General features: G+C 46.5%; 19 protein-coding genes and 1 riboswitch. All 19 genes read right to left on the bottom strand.

Annotated elements, in window-relative coordinates; genetic code table 11:
* Positions 1-30: 30 nt before the first annotated feature.
* Positions 31-579: a F0F1 ATP synthase subunit delta gene (locus tag H509_RS0103875; RefSeq protein WP_028543910.1), complete on the bottom strand. Its 549-nt coding sequence runs from the start codon at positions 577-579 to the stop codon at positions 31-33.
* Positions 579-1064, bottom strand: a complete 486-nt coding sequence (gene atpF / locus H509_RS0103870) for a F0F1 ATP synthase subunit B (RefSeq protein WP_028543909.1) — start codon at positions 1062-1064, stop codon at positions 579-581. The genes H509_RS0103875 and atpF overlap by 1 nt, the downstream gene beginning before the upstream one ends.
* Positions 1065-1198: 134 nt before the next feature.
* A complete protein-coding gene (gene atpE / locus H509_RS0103865; protein WP_028543908.1) occupies positions 1199-1423 on the bottom strand; it encodes a F0F1 ATP synthase subunit C in 225 nt (74 codons plus the stop codon).
* Between the two features lie 92 nt (positions 1424-1515).
* Positions 1516-2307, bottom strand: coding sequence for a F0F1 ATP synthase subunit A (atpB, locus tag H509_RS0103860; protein WP_028543907.1), 792 nt, complete (start codon positions 2305-2307; stop codon positions 1516-1518).
* Between the two features lie 28 nt (positions 2308-2335).
* Positions 2336-2710 carry an ATP synthase subunit I gene (locus tag H509_RS0103855; protein WP_028543906.1) on the bottom strand — a complete coding sequence of 125 codons (375 nt, stop codon included), beginning with the start codon at positions 2708-2710 and terminating at the stop codon, positions 2336-2338.
* Complete coding sequence (locus H509_RS0103850; protein WP_028543905.1) at positions 2703-2945, bottom strand: AtpZ/AtpI family protein; 243 nt, start codon at positions 2943-2945, stop codon at positions 2703-2705. The genes H509_RS0103855 and H509_RS0103850 overlap by 8 nt, the downstream gene beginning before the upstream one ends.
* Positions 2946-3121: 176 nt before the next feature.
* The gene (wecB, locus tag H509_RS0103845) at positions 3122-4282 is read right to left on the bottom strand and encodes a non-hydrolyzing UDP-N-acetylglucosamine 2-epimerase (protein WP_028543904.1); all 1161 of its coding nucleotides are present in this window, start codon (positions 4280-4282) and stop codon (positions 3122-3124) included.
* Between the two features lie 81 nt (positions 4283-4363).
* Complete coding sequence (gene upp / locus H509_RS0103840) at positions 4364-4993, bottom strand: uracil phosphoribosyltransferase (RefSeq protein ID WP_028543903.1); 630 nt, start codon at positions 4991-4993, stop codon at positions 4364-4366.
* Positions 4994-5255: 262 nt separating this feature from the next.
* Positions 5256-6410: a glycine-rich domain-containing protein gene (locus tag H509_RS26625; RefSeq protein WP_051286796.1), complete on the bottom strand. Its 1155-nt coding sequence runs from the start codon at positions 6408-6410 to the stop codon at positions 5256-5258.
* A 161-nt stretch (positions 6411-6571) separates the two neighbouring features.
* Positions 6572-7822, bottom strand: coding sequence for a serine hydroxymethyltransferase (locus H509_RS0103830; protein ID WP_028543902.1), 1251 nt, complete (start codon positions 7820-7822; stop codon positions 6572-6574).
* Positions 7823-7895: 73 nt separating this feature from the next.
* Entirely contained in the window at positions 7896-8486 is a 591-nt protein-coding gene (locus H509_RS0103825) for a TIGR01440 family protein (protein ID WP_051286795.1), read from the bottom strand.
* A 15-nt stretch (positions 8487-8501) separates the two neighbouring features.
* A complete protein-coding gene (gene rpiB / locus H509_RS0103820; protein WP_028543900.1) occupies positions 8502-8960 on the bottom strand; it encodes a ribose 5-phosphate isomerase B in 459 nt (152 codons plus the stop codon).
* Positions 8961-9206: 246 nt separating this feature from the next.
* Positions 9207-9289, bottom strand: a riboswitch (ZMP/ZTP riboswitch).
* Positions 9290-9333: 44 nt separating this feature from the next.
* Positions 9334-9915, bottom strand: coding sequence for a low molecular weight protein arginine phosphatase (locus tag H509_RS0103815; RefSeq protein ID WP_028543899.1), 582 nt, complete (start codon positions 9913-9915; stop codon positions 9334-9336).
* Positions 9916-10004: 89 nt separating this feature from the next.
* Positions 10005-10571 (bottom strand): manganese efflux pump MntP, encoded by a 567-nt coding sequence (locus H509_RS0103810; protein WP_028543898.1) that lies wholly within the window; start codon positions 10569-10571, stop codon positions 10005-10007.
* Positions 10572-10727: 156 nt separating this feature from the next.
* Positions 10728-12167 carry an L-threonylcarbamoyladenylate synthase gene (locus H509_RS24210; protein WP_425414216.1) on the bottom strand — a complete coding sequence of 480 codons (1440 nt, stop codon included), beginning with the start codon at positions 12165-12167 and terminating at the stop codon, positions 10728-10730.
* Between the two features lie 194 nt (positions 12168-12361).
* Positions 12362-13126 (bottom strand): stage II sporulation protein R, encoded by a 765-nt coding sequence (spoIIR, locus tag H509_RS0103800; protein ID WP_028543897.1) that lies wholly within the window; start codon positions 13124-13126, stop codon positions 12362-12364.
* A gap of 318 nt (positions 13127-13444) precedes the next feature.
* Positions 13445-14368: a peptide chain release factor N(5)-glutamine methyltransferase gene (gene prmC / locus H509_RS0103795; protein ID WP_425414215.1), complete on the bottom strand. Its 924-nt coding sequence runs from the start codon at positions 14366-14368 to the stop codon at positions 13445-13447.
* Entirely contained in the window at positions 14365-15438 is a 1074-nt protein-coding gene (gene prfA / locus H509_RS0103790) for a peptide chain release factor 1 (protein WP_028543895.1), read from the bottom strand. Before prfA ends, prmC begins: the two co-directional genes overlap by 4 nt.
* Before the next feature lie 142 nt (positions 15439-15580).
* Positions 15581-16681 carry a redox-regulated ATPase YchF gene (ychF, locus tag H509_RS0103785; RefSeq protein WP_028543894.1) on the bottom strand — a complete coding sequence of 367 codons (1101 nt, stop codon included), beginning with the start codon at positions 16679-16681 and terminating at the stop codon, positions 15581-15583.
* Positions 16682-17061: the final 380 nt, after the last annotated feature.

Here is a 17061-nt window from a genome sequence, read left to right as displayed (position 1 = left end):
TTCACCCCATTCTATACCGTACTGTATATGTTACCGTGCATCGGACTTTAAGGCCTTCTCCATACGATCAAGCTTGCCTGACAAGCTTCCATCAAATAAACGATCACCAATGCGAACCTGAATACCGCCGATAATCGACGGGTCAACCACATTGTGTACACGAATCGTTCTGTTCACTTTGCGACCAAAAGATGCAGCTACATCCTGCTTCTCCGATTCGCTAAGCGCAACTGCTGACGTCACAATTGCATCCGCAGTGCCTAGCGCCTCACCAGCAATATGGACATAACTTGCTAACACATCACCCAATATGTTGATGCGTCCGCGCTCAACGAGCAATTGAATCGTGTTAACTACATTTTCGGACACATGTCCTTGAAATGCGCTGTTTAACACTTCCTTTTTGCCCTTTACATCTATGTTCGGTGTCGTAAGCAGCAATTCCAGTTCATGACTGGACGCAATAGCCTGCACGACATATTTAAGCTGTTGCTCCCTTTCAGAAACGGATTGTTGCTCCAAAGCCAATTGAAACAGAGCCTTCGCATAACGTTTAGCAACTACTGTATCCTGGCTCATTATTGTTTGCCCCCTACCTCTTTCAGGTATTGGTCAACCAATTGAGATTGGTCTTTCTCATCCACTTGTTTCTCCAAAATCTTGGAAGCGATTGCTACAGACATGCTGCTCACTTCATTACGAAGCGCTTCAACCGCTTTGTTCTTCTCGCTTACGATATCGCGTGCTGCTTCTTCTTTCAAACGAATGGTTTCGTTTTTAGCTTGCGCGATAATATCGTCGGCTTGACGAACACTAGTTTGTTTCGCTTGGTCAATAATGTCGTAAGCGTCTTTGCGTGCAGCAGCCAAAGCTTGTTTCTGCTCGTCTACGAATGCCTGCGCTTGAGTGCGGCTGTTCGCAGCTTCATCCAGTTGCTGCTTCACCAGTTCACGTCGTTTTTCCATGACGGTGAACAACGGTCCGAAAGCATACTTGGACAGCAAAAGAAATAGGATAAGGAATGCGACCATCGAGATCACAATATTTTCCCAAAGAATGCTCAAATCAAGTCACTCCTTTCTGAAGCGTGTAAACTTGGGTCTGACTTATAAAATCATCACGTTACGTGTCATACTCCATGTAAAAGGAAGGCGCGGATGGCCGTAGCCTTCCCCGCCAATGTCCATACCTGTAATTATTAAGCTTTTCCGAAGAACAAGAATGCCATTACGACACCGATAATCGGAAGAACCTCTACCAAACCTACCCCGATAAACATCGTTGTTTGAAGTGTGGATTTCGCTTCAGGCTGACGAGCGATACCTTCTACTGTCTTACTTACGATCAAACCGTTACCAATACCTGCACCAAGTGCACCCAAACCTACTGCAATACCAGCTGCTAATAACGCCATTGCTCCCATTGATATATCCTCCTTAAAATTAAATACTGAAATTTTGTATGATTATGCAATCAGCTTTACGGTTATCTACTACACGTAAGCATAATTGATAGTTAATGTTCGTCGTGCGTTTCGATCATCTGGCCGATGTATACCATCGTCAGAATCGTAAATACGAATGCTTGGATTGCTCCAATGAATATACTGAAGCCTTGCCATGCTACCAATCCTGGAATACCCCAGAAGCCAGCTCCAAGAAGTACAGTTATCAATACTTCGCCCGCATAGATGTTTGCGTATAGACGCATACCGTGCGTTAGAGGCTTAGCTAGAGTCTCAATCAAGTTGATCGGCAGGAAGATGACATAAGGCTGCACATAGTGCTTGAAGTATCCTTTTGTATTCTTCACCAACCCAAGGTAATGGCAAAGGATGAAGATAATAATTGCCAGTCCCATCGTTACAGACGCATCAGCTGTTGGGGATTTCCACCAGAGAAGTTCTGCGTGCGCTTCTTTGCCTTCTGCTTCTAGTTGGCTGAAGTGAGCGGTGCTTGTCGCTTCAATAACCTGTCCAAACACTTTCGCGTCTGCGTGATGATGTTCGGTTACCACCGAGAAGGGCAGCCCTAGCAAGTTGCTGACGAAAATGAATAAGATCAAGGTCATACCAAGTGACACAAACGCTTTGCCTTTCTTCCAATCCATTGTACTGGAGATCAGCCCCTGAACGAACTCCACGACCCATTCCATAAAGTTCTGTAGTTTCCCCGGGTTCTCAACAGATAGATTACGTGTCGCCACAATAGCGAGTACAAATACAATCAGAGAACTAACGAAGAGCATTAAAACTACAGAAAGGTCGAGATGAAATCCGCCCAAATTAATAATTGGTGATTCATGCATGTTTCTCACCCCTTTCTCAGACGAAACGTCACTTTTGTCTACGCAAGACAGCCGCCCCGATAAATAACAAAGCAAACTGCGCTAAAAACAAACCCGCTACCGCTGAATAAAGATTAATGCCTGGCACCCGCAAAGCAATAATGACGACTAATACCGCCATTGCTGCACGAGAAGCAAAGCCCAAACTCATTCTCTTCACTGTACCACCTTCCATCAATTCTGAAAACTTACGCATCTTCATTGATAGTAAGGCAGCATTTATATAGCTAGCACTTGATCCCAAAATAAGACCAAGCGTTATGCTGCGGAATGACGGGACGAACGCCCAAACCATGAAGCAAGCGGCTAAAAACAACAACGTCACTCTTAACAATACTTTCAGGTGGGTTGTAATTTCATCCATCCGCTTCCCCCATAACTTTATTAATAAGTATGATGATACTCAGAATACCTGTTAGTACCCCGAGCAGCACACCTGATGCCACCCACAAATCAGATCCCCCTAGTTGATCTTTCAACCAGGAGCCAAGATAATAGCCTCCAACCGTACACAACGAAATATCGACACCAATCGCACTCACTAAGCCGACTGCTGACCAAGGAGTCCTTTTACCTCGCGGTTTTGACGGTTTAACCATGTCCATCACCCTTTTAATCCCAATTCATTGTAAGAAACCCTCACAAAATTGTCAATTCAATAATTTGTTAGATTTTGGTGATGGAAGTCAATCTTTCACGAATCCGCTACTGTTGGACTTCACACAAACCGTACAGTGTCACTGTATGCTGTGGAATATCAAGGCTAGAAGGTGTTTTAAGTCTCATTTGTGAACGTTGTGTGAAATGAATCAGGACGTTCCGTTTTCAAGCCAAAACTATGAAGAATCGCACTGACAATACGTTCTGACGCTTTGCCATCACCATAAGGATTAGCCGCTTTGCTCATACGAGCATACGTTGATTCATCCTGCAACAGTGCCTTTGTACGTTCATACACTTGAGCTTCTTCGGTACCTACCAATTCTAACGTTCCCGCCTCGATGCCTTCCGGTCGTTCGGTAGTTTCACGAAGCACAAGCACAGGTATGCCAAAAGACGGTGCTTCCTCCTGAAGTCCGCCTGAATCGGTCAATATGAGATGAGTATGTGGGTAAAAGTTATGCAAGTCCACAACATCAAGCGGTTCAATCAGCTTAATGCGAGGATGGTTCCCTAACATCTCGTGAGCCGGTTCGCGTACAGCTGGGCTTGGGTGCACCGGATACACAATCGCTACATCTTCGAACTCGTCCGCTATGCGGCGAACAGCGCGGAAAATATTCCGGTGAGGCTCGCCTTGCGATTCACGACGATGTGCCGTCATAAGAATCAGGCGTTTCCCTTGCGCCCAGTCTAATACTTCATGTTGATAATCGGAACGTACTGTATATTGAAACACATCCGTTACGGTGTTGCCTGTGACATATATCGATGAATCTTTTTTGTTTTCTTGTCTTAAGTTGTTCGCCGACCATTCGGTAGGTGAAAAATGTAAATCAGCAATAACACCTGTAAGCTGGCGATTCATTTCCTCTGGGAAAGGAGACTGCTTATTCCATGTTCGTAGGCCAGCTTCTACATGCCCCACTTGAATCTGCTGCATAAACGCTGCATAGCTCGCCAGAAACGTTGTAAGCGTGTCACCATGCACTAATACGATATCTGGCTTTGCTTCTTCAAGAACAGGTTGCAACCCTTGCAGCACTCGAATCGTGATATCATTTAACGATTGACGTTGCTGCATAATATCCAAGTCATAATCAGGCTTGATGTCAAACACTTCCAATACCTGATCCAACATTTGGCGATGTTGAGCAGTCACACATACCACCGATTCGATCTGATCCGGGTGCTTTTGCAGCTCCAAAATGAGTGGAGCCATCTTAATCGCCTCTGGTCGGACGCCAAAAATCGTCATCACTTTTACTTTACGCATGTGTAAATCCTCCATCAAATGGTAGTCTATGCCAGCCTGGCTGCCGTGTTTACGGCAGCCAGGCTGTACATACTCTAATTATTATTTCGTACCAAACAATCGATCCCCTGCATCTCCAAGACCTGGTACTATGTAACCGTGGTCATCCAAACGCTCATCCAATGCAGCTAAGTAAATATCAACATCAGGATGTGCTTCCTGCACCGCCTTCACCCCTTCAGGTGCTGCAATCAGACACATCAACTTGATTTGAGTGCATTGGCGTTTCTTCAAAACATCAATAGCTGCAATCGCTGAGCCCCCCGTGGCCAGCATCGGATCAATGACAATAAGTTGACGCTCTTGAACATCGGTAGGCAGCTTCGTATAATACTCGACTGGCTTTAACGTTTCCGGGTCACGGAACAAACCGACATGCCCGATTTTGGCACCTGGAATCAGCTTAACGACACCTTCCACCATACCTAGACCAGCACGAAGAATCGGAATCAGTCCAAGCATCCGTCCAGATATAACTTTACATTCTGTCGTAGCTACAGGCGTCTCTACCGTGATTGTCTCCAGTTTGAGTTCACGTGTAATCTCGTACGCCATAAGTGTTGCCACTTCGTCCACTAGCTCGCGAAAATCTTTCGTATTCGTGCGCTTGTCTCGGATTAAAGTGACTTTGTGTTGAATTAAAGGATGATCGCAAATGACTAATTTGCCCATACAATTGTGTCCCTCCGCTATTTACTCTCATTGATGACTGATCATTTGATTCGTACAAACAGGCTCTATTATAACATTCATCGGCAGGAACTGCACATGATCGCTTCGCTTTAAGCAAGCTGCACCCCGTGTTGTTCACACTTCGTCAACACTTATACCCCTGCACCTGTACCATATATTTGTAAGCAAACCTGTGACTGCTTATACATGTCCATACAAAAGAACTAATCAGCACGCCGATGCATCTAGCCCAATGGAACTATTAGTCCGAAGAGCCACATCCTGCGCCGCAAGAGGAAGAGCTGCCTCCACTATCTGAAGAGCTGCAATTAGAGCTATGATTATCACTCCTATTATCACTGCTACTATCGTTGCTGCTGCACCCATAACTTGAGCAATTTGAATGATGCCGCTGATCTCTTGCCGACACATCCTCTGTTATAATAGTATTGTCCATACGCTCGCTATTGTCTATCGCAGCCGCCACCTCTTGATAGTGATCATAGGACGTATATGAACCTACCAACAGCAGAAATGAAGTGCAATACCATAAGTGATCATAATTCGTATTGGACGAACACTGCACCTCATTTGAATCTCCATAAAATAAGCCTGAGTCTGAACTTGAGCGTACCTTAATCTGATCCATACGAGGAACTTTGGTCATTCCTTTGGCTTGTACAAGTTGATCCTTTGCACGTTGCATTAAGAACCGAATCACGCCTAAAATCTCGGGGTAACGTTCAGCTGTATCTCGGCGGAACACATGATTCAACAGCTCATCTTCCGTACCCTCGGCCAACTGCTCCAAAAGTTTCGGTTCAAGCGGGTGACGGAAAAATGGCCCCCATAACAAACGCGTGTAAGGCTCGGGCTCAAACAATTGACTATACACCCAATCAAACCAAGCCCGTAAACCAGGCGTTGGTTTCATTTCTAGCGTAGGCTGATGGTGAATCTTAACACCGATATAACGCGCTGACCATTGGTCATAATCGGCGGTAAACATTAGCATATCATGCCACAAATCATCTATTTTACGACTAAACATCGGGACTTCCTTGAGTATGGCGCAAACGATAAAATAACGATCTAATTCTAACTTACGCCAACTGTACTCCTCGTCGGTCATACTCGTATTGTCAGCAAGTACTCTTTGTTTTAATCTCTCCTCATATGTAGAGTGCCAACTCCGTTCATACTGAAGCACTAATGGATAGACAGGGTCTCCCTCACTGGTGCCTAGATGTTCCGGCGCACGCCCCGTAAATACAATATGACGACTGCGCAGCCTTGCAGAACGAGCATTACCTCGATGTCTCGCTATATCGTGTCTGTTCCTACTGCCCCTTTGCCCTCCCAAGAGAACTATAACTAACACAGCCCCTACAACGAGAACTAATACTACATATCCCATTTTTTGATTCCCCCACACATTTGGTCCAACACTATTGATTTACATATAAACGTCAAATAGGATAGCAAACGACCAAATAAACTCTCCCAAACATAGTAAAACAGGCTGACCCACCGCCTTGTGTATGGCAATGGGTTCAGCCCTTAATTATATACAATCGATTAATATTTCAGTTCTGGGTACAATGGATATTGATCCGTCAAAGCTCGCACCATTTCGCGTGCTTCACTTAATACAGCCTCATCGGTCGGATTTCTGAGCGTCAAAGCGATAATCTCACCAATCTTCGTCATAGCGGACTCATCCATACCACGAGAAGTCGCCGCAGGCGTACCAATTCGAATGCCGCTTGTTACAAACGGGCTTGTAGGATCAAATGGAATTGCGTTTTTGTTTACAGTAATACCTACTGAATCCAATACTTTCTCGGCATCTTTACCTGTAATGTTAATGTTGCGAGTATCAATAAGCATCAAGTGATTGTCTGTACCACCGGACACAAGGTTTAATCCTTGGGCCACGAGAGATTCAGCCAACACTTGCGCATTCTTGACCACTTGCTCCGCATAAGTCTTAAAGGAAGGCTGAAGTGCTTCACCTAGCGCTACTGCTTTGGATGCGATAACATGCATCAACGGTCCCCCTTGCGTACCTGGGAATACCGCTTTGTCAATTGCCTGCGCCCATGACTTACGACACAAAATCATTCCGCCACGTGGACCACGAAGCGTCTTATGTGTTGTTGTCGTTACAAAGTGTGCATGAGGTACTGGATTTGGATGTAAACCAGCAGCTACGAGTCCTGCAATGTGAGCCATGTCTACCATAAACAAGGCGCCTACATCATTAGCGATAGCAGCAAGCTTCTCAAAATCGATGATACGCGGATATGCGCTAGCTCCTGCCACGATCATCTTAGGGCGATGTTTGAACGCGGCTTTGCGAACATCATCGTAGTCGATACGGAATGTTTCTTCGTTCACACCATAGGCTACAAAGTTGTACAGCAAACCAGACGCATTAACAGGGCTGCCGTGCGTAAGATGACCGCCATGTGCCAGGTTCATACCAAGAACAGTATCACCCGGTTGCAGAGCTGCCAAATATACAGCCATGTTGGCTTGAGCACCGGAATGCGGCTGAACGTTTACATGCTCAGCGCCAAACAGCTCTTTTGCGCGATCGCGTGCGATATCTTCTACAATATCTACATGCTCACAGCCGCCATAATAACGGCGTCCTGGATAACCCTCTGCGTATTTATTCGTCAATACCGTACCCATCGCTTCAATTACTGCTTCACTAACAATATTCTCTGATGCGATAAGCTCAATGTTGTGGCGTTGACGTTGAAGCTCCAAGTTCATAGCTTCCAATACGGCTGGATCTTGCTGTCTCAATTGTTCAACCATAAGTTCAAACCCTCCCAAATATAATTTACCTTATACATGCAACGCATAGGCGTAAAGGCTGCAACAGAACTTGTTATTCACAAGACAACTGTAGTGAATTTGTGTCCGGTAAGCGGTATACGGCACGTTCCCCGCCAATTAGCTTAGGACGTGTCATCGCCATTGTTACTCTCGCTGCTCCAATGGATTTAACGGAAGTACGTAGCGGAACAGCTACCCGCTTCAAATGCATACCAATTAAAGTTTCTCCAATATCAATACCCGCATCTGCGGATATCGTCTCTACCAGACAAGGTTGGGCAAAGCTTGTATAAGCTATCGCAGCCATTGATCCCCCTGCCTTTGGTACGGGAACGGCATTAACTTCATCAAGCCGCAAACGCTCACAGGTCGTCCGCTCCACAACAAGGGCTCTATTCAGATGCTCACAGCATTGAAAAGCCAATTGGGCGCCGTACTTCGTTCTTAGCAGTTCAATACCTGCATACAACGCAGTGGCAAGCTCTATCGTTCCTGAAGTGCCGATCCGTTGTCCGATTACTTCGCTTGTGCTGCATCCGATAATGACTAACTGGCCTGGTGACAACTGGGCTGCATCTGCTAACGCGTGAGCCGCAGCCTCTGCTTCTGCATGAATCTGCCGAATATAATCTGGTTTCGTCATCACTCTTCCTCCATTCTAAGGAGTGGAATGATAGGTTTGCTCAATCAGCTCGACCTTGCGAAGACGGCCAATATGACGCTCACCTTGGCTGAAATCTGTCGAAAGCCAAGTGCGAACGATTTCTTGTGCTAGTCCAGGACCTATCACACGTTCTCCAAGAGCAATTACGTTTGTGTCATTGTGTTCCCGAGTTGCTTTCGCAGAGAACAAGTCGTGAACTAATGCACAGCGAACGCCCCGTACTTTATTGGCTGCAATCGACATACCGATCCCAGTCCCGCAAATAAGCACCCCACGATCCGCTTCCTGCTTCGCCACCATTTCAGCTACGGGCAACGCATAATCCGGATAATCTACGGAAGTGGAACAGTCGCATCCTAAGTCCACCACTTCATGTCCAAGCTGCTCAATCACCGCAATGATATCCTGCTTCAGATTCACGCCGGCATGATCGGCGCCAATTGCAATCTTCATCTGTTGTTTCCTCCTGTATCATTAGTCGTGCACACCTGCATCCTATTATACCCAAATCAAAGGATTGGATCAGTCAAGCCCTATGGGCTGTCCTACCTCCTATTCCTTATCATGAACAGGCACACGTGCGCACGGAAAAAGGCTTGTTAGACACCTCTATTATAACTAATTTTCAGAGGAAAGGTGTTACATCTTTGGTTGTAGGATAACAAAAAAGAGCACAAGTATGTTCGAAAACATACTTTGCTCCTCTGCCCAGGCGACCGGCCGTATCGTTCGATGCTCCATCGTGGTTTCATCCACTCTTGTCGCCAGTTACATCGAACCCGTGTTAGTTAGCCAAATCATAACGCATTACGAAAACAAACGCAATTTATTTTTTTATGAGCTTGTCCAGCAAAAGGTACAACGATGCTTTAATATCTTCTGCCGTCTGCACATACTGCTCCAATGAACCACCATAAGGATCAGCAATATCTGTTTCTGGTGCCTGCTGTTGAAGCCGGTTCAGCAGTTGCATTTCCTCCGGAGTCGGCTGCTCCCCCATTGCCAGCTTTAATTGCAGCTCTGCAATTAAAGCATGCATTTGCTCTTGCGCCAATAAAGCACCTTCATCGGTACTCACATATTCTTTAAGTGTGTACACCTTATCCGCCGCTTGTGGATACCGCTGCAAAACATGCTGCTTATGACCGTGTGTCAGAGTCAGGATCAAATCTGCCCACGCTACTAACGATGCCGCCAGCCCTTGTGAATGAAAGCCTTCATGAGGCATCTCCCATTTCTCCAAGACGCTGTGCGCGTGCTCCGACATCGGTGCATCGCCCCAAGCCGACACCCCAGCTGAACGCACTTCTACATTTACGCCTCTCTCATGTGCCAGATGACGAAGCATCGACTCCGCCATTGGACTTCGGCACGTGTTGCCAGTGCATACAAACAAAATGCGTGTCATGTCAGGTCCCCTCCGCTGCTATTAATGAAGTAGCAGACACTCGATAGTCGATCATCTGCAAGTAAATTCTACTATATGATACACTATTTTTAGCCAGGCAATAAAAACAACACCCCAAATGTCAATAAAATTGCACCGCCAGCCGCTTCACCGTACTCTCCTAAATGCTGACCAACCTGATTGCCCAGCTTCAGGCCTAGTATAGACATAAGTCCTCCCAACAAGCCAAAAGCTGTTATCGTCATTAACATATGCGATTGATACATCCCTAACGATACACCAACCGAGAAGGAATCCACACTCACACTAAGTGCAAATAACATAGTTCCTCCTAAAGTAGCTGTATCTATCCACCCTGAAGATTCACCTTTAAAAGAGCTGTATACCATATGGGCCCCTAGCATAACCAATAGGGCTCCAGCCGCAATAACTGTAATCTGTCCAAGTATAGCACTCATCCATATTCCTGTCAGAATGCCCAACAGTGGCATGGCAATATGAAACAAAGCAATCATAAGGCTAATACGAACCATATCCCTGCCTCTAATCCCTTTTATCCCGATGCCCAGACACAAAGAAAAAGCGTCAAAGCCAAGTGCAAGCGCCATAACCATTATCGTCAACCATTGGCCTATCGGTATCGACGTTATCCACATGGTTTTGTCTCTCCTTGTCCTAGCGTTATTATCAACGTATGCGGTCAAGGAAGCAAACATACCTTCATCTAAGGTTGTGGAAAATGGCAATCGTCAGCGCCCCTGTAGCTCTGTAACAGCGCCTATCATGCTGCATACTTGCTCAACCACTAAAGCTTAGCTTGATGGAACTTGAACAATGCGGTGTCCCGCCGCTTTTACAAGGCGGTTCATGACCGCGAGCCCGATTCCTTCGGTTGGGCAAGCCTCCGCAAGAATGTAGGTAATGCCAGCGTCATCGAAGCGACGCAAAGCACTATATAGCAGTTGGGCAGCTTGATTGAGCTCGCTTAAGCTGCCCAACTCTGCAACAACATCGGCGCGATACTGGCCGGCATGCTCGCGAAACGTGAGGATGCCAGTCGTTTCTCCGCGGCGCTTGGCGTCGGCAATGTCGGCCTGTATATAGGCCGACACAGCGTCGGCAGAGTCACCCTGCACAATACGCATAACACCCGTCGGCGCGTAGTGTGTATACTTCATTCCAGGTGAACGCGGAGCCTCAAGAGGAACAGCAGTGTGAGCAGCGTTAGTGTTGACACATTCACTAGCCAATAGCTCTATATCAGACTCGTCTCCAGAAGAGCTCGATACATCACGATCTGACGCCACTGATAGGACGTCTTCTGATATAACACTTTGTTCTAAAATAGGCTCGGCGCTTGACGCAGCTGCTGTTACTGGAATATCACGCTTTAAAGCCTTTGGTGCCGTCACAGCTGAATTCTCAATGGAATCCTTAATTGAATCCACATCTGAGGCTACATTTGAGGTTACAGTTGTAGACTTGTACGTTCCCAGCTCCTGCTCTATCAGAACAGGGTGCAGCATACCTCCAGCTGGGTCAACTGCCGGATCAATCGTTACCTGCAAACAAAGCTCTTGCAGCATCGCTATCGTAATACCGCCTGGACGAAGCACGTGCACACGATCACCGTCCACCTCTACTACCGTTGACTCTACACCTACGCCTGTTGGCCCTCCGTCTACAATACCTGCTATGCGTCCGTCCAAGTCCTCCAGCACATGTGCTGCTGTTGTCGGACTCGGGCGTCCTGATCGATTGGCGCTTGGCGCGGCAATCGGACGTCCCGCCGCGCGTATAAGCCGCCTCGCAACCTCATGATCCGGCATACGAACAGCAACAGTTGTGAGCCCTGCCGTCACTTTAGGTGATACTGCGCCTTGACGTACAGGCAGCACTAACGTCAAAGGTCCTGGCCAAAAGCGCTCCATCAAGCGGCTCACCAATTCGTTGTAAGGCTCTACTAGCTGCTCTACCTCAGCTTGGTCCGCTATATGGACGATTAAAGGATTATCCGACGGACGTCCTTTAGCGTAAAATATTTGTTCAACTGCCCTCGTTGACGTGGCATCTGCCCCAAGTCCATATACAGTCTCCGTAGGAAAAGCTACTGTCTGGCCCTGTGCTAGCAGTTGGGCTGCTGTTTGAATAGCTTGCTCCTGCTCGCTTGCCGTCTGTTCTGCTAATGACCAGCAACGTGTATTTAGCTGTGACGCAGCTTGATCATATTGTGGCCGTCCCATATCGTTCATCTTAACTCCGTCCTTAGCAATGAAAGAAGATGCCGACAGGGGTTCGACATCTCCTTTTTTCGTATTTATATAAAGGTTCTTCATTGATTAACAAATTCAAGCTATATACTTAATTATTATACACGATAAGTGCAATCTACGATAAGCATCAATTCTGATCCTATAACGACTTAACTTAGGGATAGGGCAATTTATTAACCAAAAAGTGCGTAAAACAAATTTCCGATCCAGTTGCCAAGTGCAGCAAACATATCCCACAAGAAAAAACGCACTTCTTTCTCATCGCCTGCTGAACCCTCAATTGGCAGCGCACTGCCCGTTTGCTTATTCGGAGTGCTTTGCTTCACATTTTTCTCATCAGTCTTGGATTTCTTCACCGAGGTCGTATCTTCGCGTTGATCTGAAGCTTTGGCAATAGCAGTTCCTTGCTCACCATCTACAAAGCAGAGAGGAGGAAACAACACACACCACCAGTTCTGGCCTTTACCTTCGCCAAGCGTAATACGTAGTGCTTCATACCTACCAGCCGGATAAACACGACCACCATATATTTTAGCAGGAAAAGGAACTTCCTTCAGCTCTGCGATGACTCCATACGACTTGCCACTCTCTTTTACAACTTGTTGTGCGATTTCGTGTAATTGATCCATATGGGACTGAATCCATTCTCTCGCCTGTGCTCGAGTCTGCGGAAGATCACTATCGCCTAACCATAAATTCATCTGCTCTACTACCCGATCACGAACTTCTCGTTTTAGCTTCTGGTCCTGCTCCGAATCTGAATGAGCTAATATCCGAAGTCGAATAGCATCACTAGGAATAACGGAGGAATCCTGCTCCGATTGCTGCTTCCCTTTGCTTGTCTGTGATCCATATACAGTTGTTAAGTCCCAACTCATCATTGCTCCTGCTAAAATGACACTTAGCAGAATAAGCTGCAACAGTCTACGATTACGCATGACGGTTATGCTCCTTGTGAGGTTGGGCGCGCCTCTTAGCCATCATTATGTCCCCAACCTTACCGAGCTAAACCTATTAATCTATTAAAAAAACCGCCAGCTCTACTGAAGATGAATATTTCCCTTATATCCACCAAGGCCATAATTGAACCTTCGTATCAAAAGGAAAATATCAAATGCAGTATAACTCACGGTTTCATTCACTTATATTCCCTCTCAACTAATTAGTGAAACGGTTATTTGAATGAGCGATCAACGGCTGCTGGCATCGCAAACAGAACATTACTCCTATCACGGCAACAACCACCTTCTTAGCTGTTATAACGGCCTGATACCGATTACGTGTCTTTCAATTCCTGCCAAGTCTTGAACAATACGAATCTTCTCTGTATAGCCAGCCTGCTCAACTAAGGCAGCCACTTCACGCGCTTGTCCTTGCCCAAGCTCAAAGGCAACCATGCGGGGACGCTCACTTAGATACGCTAACATTCCCATCATGCGCCGATAGGGGTCTAAGCCATCCGCCCCTCCTACAAGAGCTGTGTGTGGCTCAAAATCGCGGACTTCACGTTGAAGCTCCCGCATATCGGACTCGGGAATATAAGGGGGATTTGAGATTAAAATGTCAACAGGCACCCTTCCCTGCAACGGCATAATCAGGTCGCCCTCCAGCCACTCAATACGTTCATCCACATGCAGCAGCGCTGCATTATGCTGCGCCATTTGCAACGCACCTAAAGAAATATCCACTGCAACCAGCTGCCATTCTGGACGCTCATACGCAATTGTACAAGCGATTGCTCCGCTGCCTGTTCCAATATCAGCAGCTGTCAATGAAGCCCGCTCGCCATACAGCAGCTTCGCTTCTTCCAGCACTGCCTCCACAAGCAGCTCCGTCTCTGGACGCGGAATCAAGACGTCCGCGGACACTTCGAACCGAAGCCCATAAAAATAGGCTTCGCCCATAATATATTGCGTTGGCTCCCCAAGTGATCGCCGCGCAATCATAGCTTCGTACGCTGCTGCCGCAGCTTCCGGAAGCAGCTCCTGGAGGCGGCTCAAGTAAGCCGCTCGCCCCCAGCCAAGCACATGCCGAAGCAACAGCTCGGCATGGTGCTGCCCATCCTCTACGCCGCTTGCACATAAACAAGAAGAAGCCTGTAACCAGGCTTCCCTTATTGTAAGCGGCAGTTCAAGGTGGAACTGGCGTTCCGTTCCATCTCCATTACCGCTCATAATCATAATTGATTCTCACGCTCCAGAAGCTCCGCCTGTTCGGTAATCGTCAGCGCTTGAACGATATCTTCCATATCACCGTTCAACACTTGATCCAGCTTGTGCAGTGTCAGACCAATCCGGTGATCCGTCACACGGCTCTGTGGAAAGTTGTACGTCCGAATCCGCTCACTGCGATCCCCTGTTCCGACCTTGCTTTTACGTTCAGCCGCAGATTTCGCTTCTTCTTCCTGACGTTTAATATCATAAATACGTGCACGCAGCACTTGCAGTGCCTTGGCCTTATTGTCGTTTTGTGACTTGCCGTCCTGACATGTTGCGATAATACCTGTCGGAACGTGTGTAACACGAACCGCAGATTTCGTCGTATTAACGGACTGTCCGCCAGCACCGGAGGAACAAAACGTATCTACACGAATATCTTTGTCAAGTATTTCTACTTCAAAGTCTTCAATCTCAGGCATTACACCAACGGTTGACGTTGAGGTATGAATACGTCCGCCTGATTCTGTTACTGGAATACGTTGTACGCGATGAGCACCGCTCTCGTACTTCATCTTGCTGTATGCACCTTTGCCGCTAATCATAAAGATAACTTCTTTAAAGCCGCCCAGATCGTTAATGTTTGCTTCCATAAGCTCTGTGCGCCAGCCTTGTGTATCCGCATATCGCGTGTACATCCGGTACAAATCTGCCGCAAACAAAGCTGCTTCGTCTCCTCCCGCAGCTCCACGGATCTCAACAATGACGTTTTTATCATCATTAGGATCTTTAGGCAGCAGCAGTACACGGATGCGCTCTTCCAATTCCTTCTGACGACCGCTCAAGTCCTCAATTTCCATTTTGACCATGTCGCGCATCTCATCGTCCAATTTCTCTTGCATCATGGCTTTTGCCGCCTCAAGCTCACTTATGACATTTTTATATTCCATATAGGCTTCATAAGCGCCTTGCAAATCGGATTGCTCTTTGGAATAATCACGCAGCTTCTTCGGGTCGCTGGCAACATCCGGGTCACAGAGCAGCTCGCTCAGCTTCTCATAACGGTCAGCCAATGCTTGCAAACGATCTAACATCATACGGGGGTCACCTCACTTTATAGTTTACAATGTACCTACACAAAACGTGCTTCTGAACATCCTGTAGGTTCCAAGCAATAGTTAACTTACCTTATCAAGTAAGCCGTTAAATTCAGATCTAACAGCAGCGACAGTATCGCTAGACGTTAAATCTGAAATGCATGACGTCACCGTCTTGAACTACATATTCTTTTCCTTCCAAACGCAGCTTGCCTTGCTCCTTCACTACGTTCATGGAGCCACCTGCAACCAAATCATCAAAGGAAACCACTTCCGCACGGATAAATCCACGCTCAAAGTCCGTATGGATCACTCCCGCTGCTTGTGGTGCTTTCATCCCTTTACGGATCGTCCATGCGCGTACTTCTTGCACACCCGCTGTAAAGTATGTGTAAAGACCAAGTAGGCGATAAGCAGCTTTGATCAGACGGTTCAAACCGGATTCTTCAAGACCAAGCTCCTCTAGGAACATGGTACGATCTTCTCCCTCAAGCTCTGCAATCTCAGCCTCTACCTTTGCACTGATCGGCACAACTTCTGCACCCTCTTCAGCAGCAAATTCACGGACTTTGGCTACATAAGGGTTGTTATCCGCTGTGGCCACTTCATCCTCACTCACATTGGCTGCATATAGAACAGGCTTGCTAGTCAACAAATGCAGTTCACGAACAGCCGCTTTTTCATCTTCTGTAAGATCCACGCTGCGAACTGGCTTATCATCGTATAAAGCCTCTTTTAGCTTCTCCAGTACAGAAGCTTCGAGCGCGTATTTCTTGTCGCCGCTCTTCATGTTTTTCTTCGTACGATCAAGGCGCTTCTCGACAGACTCTAGGTCAGCCAAAATTAATTCCAAATTAATAGTTTGAATATCACTAATTGGATCTACTTTACCGTCCACATGTGTAATGTTCTCATCTTCAAAACAGCGCACCACATGTACAATCGCATCTACTTCGCGAATATGAGCAAGGAACTTATTACCTAGACCTTCCCCTTTGCTTGCACCGCGAACAAGTCCTGCGATATCTACAAATTCGAATGCAGTCGGTACCGTACGGTTCGGAACTACCAGTTCTGTTAATTTGTCCAGACGCTCATCTGGCACTTCAACCACACCTACGTTTGGATCGATTGTACAAAATGGATAGTTTGCAGATTCTGCACCCGCTTGTGTTATTGCGTTAAACAAAGTCGATTTCCCGACATTAGGCAAACCTACGATTCCTGCTTTTAATGCCATTTCCCATCCCACTCCTCAGCTGCGTATATGTTATCTCCATACATTCGTTATCCATCTCACGGTTATGAGTGTTTACGAAGTGAATTATTACGGTCTCTTTAACAACGTATCCAGACGTTTCCTACCTGCCACAAAAAAAATTCCTTAACCATTATAACCAACCACATAAAAAAAACCTAGCCATTGACTAGATGTATTACTTTCGATTCAAAATGAAATTTTTCACTCTTTTTGTATTATATCAGAATCAGCAGAGATTGCCCATACTTTCACTTTAATGAGCCGTTGTTCGCAAATTCCTCACTTTCACCCACTTAAAGCTGTGCTTCTTATCTTAATTATTATCTTTATTCACGTCCGTACGCATAGTTTGGTCCTGC

The sequence above is a fragment of the Paenibacillus taiwanensis DSM 18679 genome (assembly GCF_000425125.1).
GTDB classification, from domain to species: domain Bacteria; phylum Bacillota; class Bacilli; order Paenibacillales; family Paenibacillaceae; genus Paenibacillus_B; species Paenibacillus_B taiwanensis.
The sequence above is the reverse complement of the archived record's forward strand: the minus strand, read 5'-3'. Positions and strand labels throughout refer to the sequence as shown.

Coding starts and splice junctions, on each gene's coding strand:
- rpiB (WP_028543900.1), bottom strand. CDS start 8,960: ATGAAGATTGCAATTGGCGCCGATCATGCCGGCGTGAATCTGAAGCAG.
- H509_RS26625 (WP_051286796.1), bottom strand. CDS start 6,410: ATGGGATATGTAGTATTAGTTCTCGTTGTAGGGGCTGTGTTAGTTATA.
- ychF (WP_028543894.1), bottom strand. CDS start 16,681: ATGGCATTAAAAGCAGGAATCGTAGGTTTGCCTAATGTCGGGAAATCG.
- wecB (WP_028543904.1), bottom strand. CDS start 4,282: ATGCGTAAAGTAAAAGTGATGACGATTTTTGGCGTCCGACCAGAGGCG.
- upp (WP_028543903.1), bottom strand. CDS start 4,993: ATGGGCAAATTAGTCATTTGCGATCATCCTTTAATTCAACACAAAGTC.
- atpE (WP_028543908.1), bottom strand. CDS start 1,423: ATGGGAGCAATGGCGTTATTAGCAGCTGGTATTGCAGTAGGTTTGGGT.
- H509_RS0103850 (WP_028543905.1), bottom strand. CDS start 2,945: ATGGTTAAACCGTCAAAACCGCGAGGTAAAAGGACTCCTTGGTCAGCA.
- prfA (WP_028543895.1), bottom strand. CDS start 15,438: ATGTTAGATCGTTTGCAAGCATTGGCTGACCGTTATGAGAAGCTGAGC.
- H509_RS0103875 (WP_028543910.1), bottom strand. CDS start 579: ATGAGCCAGGATACAGTAGTTGCTAAACGTTATGCGAAGGCTCTGTTT.
- H509_RS0103810 (WP_028543898.1), bottom strand. CDS start 10,571: ATGTGGATAACGTCGATACCGATAGGCCAATGGTTGACGATAATGGTT.
- prmC (WP_425414215.1), bottom strand. CDS start 14,368: ATGATTATGAGCGGTAATGGAGATGGAACGGAACGCCAGTTCCACCTT.
- H509_RS0103825 (WP_051286795.1), bottom strand. CDS start 8,486: ATGACGAAACCAGATTATATTCGGCAGATTCATGCAGAAGCAGAGGCT.
- H509_RS0103855 (WP_028543906.1), bottom strand. CDS start 2,710: ATGGATGAAATTACAACCCACCTGAAAGTATTGTTAAGAGTGACGTTG.
- spoIIR (WP_028543897.1), bottom strand. CDS start 13,126: ATGCGTAATCGTAGACTGTTGCAGCTTATTCTGCTAAGTGTCATTTTA.
- H509_RS24210 (WP_425414216.1), bottom strand. CDS start 12,167: ATGAACGATATGGGACGGCCACAATATGATCAAGCTGCGTCACAGCTA.
- atpB (WP_028543907.1), bottom strand. CDS start 2,307: ATGCATGAATCACCAATTATTAATTTGGGCGGATTTCATCTCGACCTT.
- H509_RS0103830 (WP_028543902.1), bottom strand. CDS start 7,822: ATGGTTGAACAATTGAGACAGCAAGATCCAGCCGTATTGGAAGCTATG.
- H509_RS0103815 (WP_028543899.1), bottom strand. CDS start 9,915: ATGACACGCATTTTGTTTGTATGCACTGGCAACACGTGCCGAAGTCCA.